The organism is Pedomonas mirosovicensis, from assembly GCF_022569295.1.
Lineage (GTDB): Bacteria > Pseudomonadota > Alphaproteobacteria > Sphingomonadales > Sphingomonadaceae > Pedomonas > Pedomonas mirosovicensis.
Genome location: NZ_JAKFIA010000001.1, coordinates 2,706,221 through 2,712,500, shown reverse-complemented (window position 1 = coordinate 2,712,500; position 6,280 = coordinate 2,706,221). Strand labels below are relative to the sequence as shown.

General features: G+C 64.8%; 5 protein-coding genes. All 5 read left to right on the top strand.

Features of this window, described 5'->3' with window-relative positions; translation table 11 throughout:
• Positions 1 to 61: 61 nt before the first annotated feature.
• Positions 62 to 148: a small membrane protein YohP gene (locus tag L0C21_RS17045; RefSeq protein ID WP_445557829.1), complete on the top strand. Its 87-nt coding sequence runs from the start codon at positions 62 to 64 to the stop codon at positions 146 to 148.
• Between the two features lie 845 nt (positions 149 to 993).
• Positions 994 to 1,719 carry a LuxR family transcriptional regulator gene (locus L0C21_RS13005; protein WP_259276437.1) on the top strand — a complete coding sequence of 242 codons (726 nt, stop codon included), beginning with the start codon at positions 994 to 996 and terminating at the stop codon, positions 1,717 to 1,719.
• Between the two features lie 223 nt (positions 1,720 to 1,942).
• Entirely contained in the window at positions 1,943 to 2,608 is a 666-nt protein-coding gene (locus tag L0C21_RS13000) for a GntR family transcriptional regulator (protein WP_310593342.1), read from the top strand.
• A gap of 296 nt (positions 2,609 to 2,904) precedes the next feature.
• The gene (locus L0C21_RS12995) at positions 2,905 to 4,254 is read left to right on the top strand and encodes a PHP domain-containing protein (RefSeq protein WP_259278764.1); all 1,350 of its coding nucleotides are present in this window, start codon (positions 2,905 to 2,907) and stop codon (positions 4,252 to 4,254) included.
• Positions 4,187 to 6,175 carry a helix-hairpin-helix domain-containing protein gene (locus L0C21_RS12990; protein WP_259278763.1) on the top strand — a complete coding sequence of 663 codons (1,989 nt, stop codon included), beginning with the start codon at positions 4,187 to 4,189 and terminating at the stop codon, positions 6,173 to 6,175. Before L0C21_RS12995 ends, L0C21_RS12990 begins: the two co-directional genes overlap by 68 nt.
• The last annotated feature ends 105 nt before the right edge of the window (positions 6,176 to 6,280 follow it).

Genomic DNA, 6,280 nt, shown 5'->3' with positions numbered 1-6,280 from the left:
GCTTCCATGGACCGTTGAACCTTGGGCAATTGCCCAACCGGACGCTTGGAGGAGGACGACCATGCTGCGTATTCTGGGATGGGCGGTGCTGATCATCTTTATCATCGGCCTGCTGGTCGTCCTCGGCCTGTTCGACCTCGTCTTCTGACGTCCCGCCTGCTGCACTCCGACGCACCTTTCCTTTACGCAGGCTCGCTGCTGACCCCGCGCCAGCGCAACGGCTGGGATCGCCTGCCGCGACCCCGGCGCTTGCGGCTTGGGCGTGGCAGAATCGCGTCACAACCTTTTATAGATTCAATACACACTCGTTATCGGTTGCGGTGATTTTTGAGCGGTGGCAAAGTGCTAGTCTGGTTGGACTAAAGGTTTCGCCCTGGCGTTGGGCGAGGCCCGGGGTCGCTCTAAAGTTTGTCCAAGTCAGAGTTTCGTGCAGAAGGGCCTCTCGAGGCCTGCAGGTTAATGGGGAGGCATCCGGGCTGTGGCCAGCGGGACCCGGCGCGAACATGGACTGGCAAGGCCCGCGCGACCTTCGGGATGGCGCGGTCTGACTGGCATAGAAGGGCATCCTCTCCGCCCACCAGCTCATTCCCTGCCGGAGCAGGAAGGAGCAATCGTTTCTGCCGGGCGGGGCCAGGCCGTGCGATCGAGCCCGAGGACGGCCCCGAGAACGGCAAGGAAGGCGTTCTGTTTTCAGTACATCTGCCCGAGCGGGCATGGAGGTGTTGGTGGCTGGCAGGGGACTCAGGCGGCCCCAGGCACAGCCGTATTTTCAATTAAATCTATTATCAGTCGAGTTGATTGGGGCGCCTCGGGCGCCAGAACAGGGAAGACAGGCGGGCAATCCCGGGCTTCCGGTCCTGCAGAACCTTGCGTCGGAAACCCTCGTCCGACGCGGGAAGACGGGGATGTCTGGCTGCGGCTCTTCCCTCCCGCAAGACGGCAGGGCGCGCCGCCAGGACAAAGCTGCTCTGCCGTAGGTTCCGGAGCCTTGGTATGACCATCTCAGAGTTCATTGATTTTTCGAACCGGGCCGCTTCTCCTTTTGAGCTTTTCAATCGTCTTATCGATGCGGCCACGCCTATTGGCTATGACTACATTGCCTATGCCTCGCTGGAAGGCAGCGGCCGCTGGGGGCGCGATGCCAGTGCAGCCCCGGCCATGCTGCTGAATTTTCCGGCGGCGTGGGAGAAGCATTACCGATCGCGCAGCTACCACCGAATCGACCCGGTGTTCCAATTCGCCCACGTGTCGGGTCGGCCGTTCTTCTGGGCCGAGATGCCGCAGGTGATGGCCCTGAGCACCGAGCAGCAGGCGCTGCTGAAGGAAGCCATATCCTTCGGCCTGCTGGATGGCGCCTGCGTGCCGCTTTACGGGCCCAAGGGCGGCGTTGCCATCATGTCCTTCGCCGCCAGCCGGCCCAACCCGCATGCCGGCAGCAACCTTGGCTATCTGAACGCCCTGGCCGCGCAGTTTCACCTGGCCTACATGCGCTTCGCGCCCATCGAAACGGCGCCAGAGCCGTCACCGGTGATTACCCGGCGTGAGCGGGAATGTTTGCAGTGGATCGCCCGGGGAAAATCCTCGGCGGACATCGCCGTCATTCTCGGCATCAGCGAGAACACGGTGAACTTCCACATCAAGAAGTTGCTGGCCAAGCTGGAGGTGCACAGCCGCACGGTTGCCGTGCTGCGGGCACAGCAGCTGGGCCTGCTGGACTGAGCGGCTTGGTGGGGCGCAAGTCCTTAGCTCTGGTAGGTGAAATTACAATCATACAGTGGTAATATCGGCTCCTAAATTCAAACTATAATATATTATTTACCCTCGTGGCGGTTGTGCTCAAAGAGAAGAAGCCTGCCAATGGGCCAAAGTGTGCAGCTTTGAGAACGCTCCCAATATTTTCTGGGCGTTAGAACCGCGTCTTGCACAGAAGGAAAGGGCAGGAATGTTCATGCCTCGCAGCTCCGCAGGACATCGTACGGCGGAGGGGCCTTATCGGCGCCTCAAGGATTTGATTCTTCGGAATCATTACCAGCCGGGGATGCATTTGAAGGTGGCCGATCTGGCCGATGAACTGGGAGTGAGCACCACCCCGGTTCGTGAGGCCCTCAATCGGCTTGTGGTTGAACGACTGATTGATGGCGCGCCGGGCCTCGGCTTTTTCGCGCGCCAGCCATCTGAACTGGAGATCCGCAACCTTTACGATATGAACCAGTGGTATCTCGGCCTGGCGCTCAGCGAGGCGGAGAAATCGACGACGCCATCGGATTCCTCGCGCATCGCGGCATTGGTATCGGCCCTCAACGGGGGGCAGGCTGGCGATCCGCAGGTCCAGGAGGTGGTCCCCAACGCCACGGGAGAGTTCACGCTCCTGGTGGCGGAACAAGCCCGCAACTCCGAGATCTTCCGGTCCGTCGGCAACATCAATGACCGGCTGTACTATGTCAGGGTGTGCGAATGCCGCCTGCTGCCAGATACCGTCAGCCAGTTGCAAACCATGTTCCAGCAGTTCCAGGCGCGTCAGCTCGATGATCTGCGCCAGTCTATCAAGACCTATCATGAAGCCAGGTCGGCCCTGCTTCCCGATCTCATCCGGGAGCTGACCCGCTAAAGAACATCTGCCGGGTCAGTCCCCGGCCCAGCCTTGCCGGCACGAGAACCTGCCCCCTGCATGGTTCCTGTTTGCCGGCCTTTGGCTTTTAAGAGGGGGTGCATTGGCAGCGGCCGCATCCCCCGGATTTCCCTGAAAACCACGGGATCTTCGCCGCGTCCGTCGCTTGATGGAGGCTGGGGCGCGATGAGGCGCAGGATGGCGCTTTGTTCGCGGAAAGGCTTGTGATAAAGTGGAACAAATAGAGAACAAAGAAACGCGCGCAGAACAAGCCCACTCTTGCCCAGCAGGTGCTTATGAGCCGCTACGCCGAACTTCAGGTGACGACCAACTTCTCCTTCCTGCGAGGCGCGAGCCATGCGGAGGAACTGGTGGAGCGCGCGCAAGCGCTGGGCCTTGAGGCGCTCGCCATCACCGACCGCAACACCCTGGCCGGCATCGTGCGCGCTCATATGGAAGCGAAGAAGCGTGGGGTGCGGCTGGTGATCGGCTGCCGGGTCGATCTGGCGGACGCGCCCTCGCTGCTGGTCTACCCGACGGACCGCGCCGCCTATGGCCGGCTGTCGCAGTTGCTGACGCTGGGCAAGCGCCGCGCCCCCAAGGGGGAATGCCACCTGACGCTGGCCGACGTGGCGGCGCGCAGCGAGGGCCAGGTCATCGTCATCATTCCGCCCGAGCGGCGGGACCGCTCCACCATCGCCGACTTCATCAAGCAATTGCTGCTGATGAAGCAAATGCTCCGCCCGGCCACGCAAGTTTACCTTGCCGCCCAGCACCTCTACCGGGGGGACGACCGGCGCTGGCTCGGCCGCCTGCAGGCTATCGGCGACGGGCTCGGCCTGCCGCTGGTCGCCACCAACGACGTGCTCTATCACGACGCGGACCGCCGCCCGCTTCAGGACGTGCTCGCCTGCATTCGCGAGAAGACGACGCTGAGCGCGGCGGGTGCGGCGCTCGCCGCGCACAAGGAGCGGCATCTGAAGCCGCCTGAAGTGATGGCCGAGCTGTTCGCGGGGCATGAGGCGGCGCTGGACAACACCCTCAGGATCGTCAGCGCCTGTCGGTTCAGCCTTGATGAACTGCGCCATGAGTATCCGGAGGAAGCGGTGCCCGCCGGGCTGACCGCGCAGCAGCACTTGGAGTCGCTGGTATGGCAGGGTGCGGCGCAGCGGTATCCGGGCGGCCTGCCCGATGCGGTGCGGGAGGCGGCGCAGCGCGAGCTGGCGCTCATCGCCCGCATGGACTGCGCGCCTTATTTCCTGACGGTCCATGATATTGCCGCCTACGCGCGGGGGCAGAACATTCTGTGCCAGGGACGCGGCGCGGCTGCCAATTCGGTGGTGTGCTTCTGCCTTGGCATCACGGCGGTCAACCCGGCCGAATCGGACCTGCTGTTTGAGCCCTTCCTCAGCGAAGAGCGGCAGGAGCTGCCCGATATCGACATCGACCTCGAGCACGAGCGGCGCGAGGAAGTCATCCAGTACATCTACAACCGCTATGGCCGCCACCGGGCGGGCTTGGCGGCGACGGTCATTTCCTACCGTCCGCGCTCGGCGATTCTGGGACGTGGGCAAGGCCATGGGGCTGAGCGAGGACGTTACCGCCACGCTGGCGGGCGCCATCTGGGGCGCGGGGCAGGGCAGTGACCGGGGTGGCGAGATCGACGAGAAGCGCCTGCGCGCGGCCGGCATTCAGGTTCTGGACGCCAAGCTGATGCGGGCGCTGCATCTGGCCAACGCGCTCATCGGCTTCCCACGCCACCTCGCGCAGCATGTGGGCGGCTTCGTGCTGACGCGCGGGGCGCTGGACGAGACCGTGCCCATCGGCAATGCGGCCATGGCGGAGCGCACCTTCATCGAGTGGGACAAGGACGACATCAGCGTCCTTGGCCTCCTCAAGGTGGACGTGCTGGCGCTGGGGATGCTCACCGCGCTTCACAAGGCGTTTGATCTGGTGGGCAAGCATCACGGCCGCGCGCTCACGCTCGGCACCCTCCCGAGGGAGGAGGCTGCGGTCTACGACATGCTGTGCAACGGCGATTCGGTTGGCGTCTTCCAGCTGGAAAGCCGGGCGCAGGCGACCATGCTGCCGCGCCTCAAGCCGTGCAGTTTCCGGGACCTGGCCATTCAAATGGCGATCGTGCGCCCCGGCCCGGTGCAGGGCGACATGGTGCAGCCTTACCTGCGCCGCCGCGACGGGCTGGAGGCGGTGTCCTGCCCCGCGCCCGCGCCGGAGCACGGCCCGGCGGGCGAGCTGGAACCCATCCTTGCCAAGACCCTCGGCGTCCCCCTGTTCCAGGAACAGGCCTTGCATATCGCCATCGTGGCGGCCCGGTTCACGCCGACGGAGGCTGACGGGCTTCGCCGGGCCATGGCCGCTTCCCGCCGCCGGGGCCTTCAGGCCTACGAAGGGATGATGACCCAGCGCATGACAGCGCGCGGCTATGACCCAGGCTTTGCCAAACGCTGCTTTGAGCAGATCAAGGGCTTTGGCGAATATGGCTTTCCTGAAAGCCATGCGACGAGCTTCGCGCTGCTGGCCTATGCCTCGGCCTGGCTGAAGCGCCATTACCCGGATGTATTCTGCGCCGCGCTGCTCAACGCCCAACCGCTTGGCTTCCATGCGCCGGCCCAGATCGTGCGCGATGCGCGCGAGCACGGCGTCGAGGTGCGCGAGCCGGACATCAACCGCTCCCATTGGGATTGCACGCTGGAGGCGGCGGGTGAGGGCCGTTATGCGGTGCGACTCGGCCTGCGGATGATCGACGGGCTCAGCCAGAACGCCGGACAGGCGTTGGTGGAGGCTCGCCGCGAAGGGCTGTTCCGCACCGTTGAGGAGCTGCGCCGCCGCTCCGGCCTGCCGGTCGATGCGCTGGAGAAGCTGGCCGCCGCCGATGCCTTCCGCTCGCTGGGGCATGACCGGCGGCAGGCCCATGTGGCTGTGCGCTCCGTGCCCAAGGCCAAGCCGCTGCCGCTGTTCGAGCATGTGGGCGAGGTGGTGCCCGAGCCCACCATGTCCTTGCCGGACATGGCGCTCGCGGAAGAGACGGTGGTGGACTCCCACGCGCTGGGCCAGTCGCTGAAGGCGCATCCCATGGAACTGCTGCGGCCCCGCTATGCAGGCCTTGGCATCCGCACCTGCGCCTCGCTCCAGACGGCGGTTGATGGCGTGCGCGCCAGCGTCATCGGCGTGGTGCTGGCGCACCAGCGGCCCGAGAACGCCGGCGGTGTGGTGTTCCTGACCCTGGAAGACGAGACCGGCACCGCCAGCATCATGTTCTGGCCTAGCGTGTTCGAGAAGTACCGCGCCGCCGTCATGGAAGGGCGCTTGGTGCGGATCGAAGGGCGGGTACAGCGGCTGGAGGCAAGGCCGGGCGGTCGCGGGTCATCAGGGTCGGCAGTGCATCTGGTGGCGGTCCGTATTCTCGACCAGACGCCAGACCTGAAGCGCCTGACCGATGGCCAACCCTCTCCGGGCAGCGGGCGGGACCGCGCGGCGAGCCTGCCCGCCCGCAAGCCGCAGGGCCGCCCGGCCCGCGCCGCGTCCCGCTCGCGGGGGCTTCATTGAGGAGCCTCAGGCTCCCTCCCGATTGCGGAGGCAAGCAAGCAAAAGACCAAGGGGGACTTGGCCCCGCCTGCGAAACAAAACAATTCAGTTACTTCCCTTTAAAAA

Bases quoted from the DNA above. Each gene is read 5' to 3' on its own strand.
- L0C21_RS17045 (WP_445557829.1), top strand. From the start codon at position 62: ATGCTGCGTATTCTGGGATGGGCGGTGCTGATCATCTTTATCATCGGC.
- L0C21_RS13005 (WP_259276437.1), top strand. From the start codon at position 994: ATGACCATCTCAGAGTTCATTGATTTTTCGAACCGGGCCGCTTCTCCT.
- L0C21_RS13000 (WP_310593342.1), top strand. From the start codon at position 1,943: ATGTTCATGCCTCGCAGCTCCGCAGGACATCGTACGGCGGAGGGGCCT.
- L0C21_RS12995 (WP_259278764.1), top strand. From the start codon at position 2,905: ATGAGCCGCTACGCCGAACTTCAGGTGACGACCAACTTCTCCTTCCTG.
- L0C21_RS12990 (WP_259278763.1), top strand. From the start codon at position 4,187: ATGGGGCTGAGCGAGGACGTTACCGCCACGCTGGCGGGCGCCATCTGG.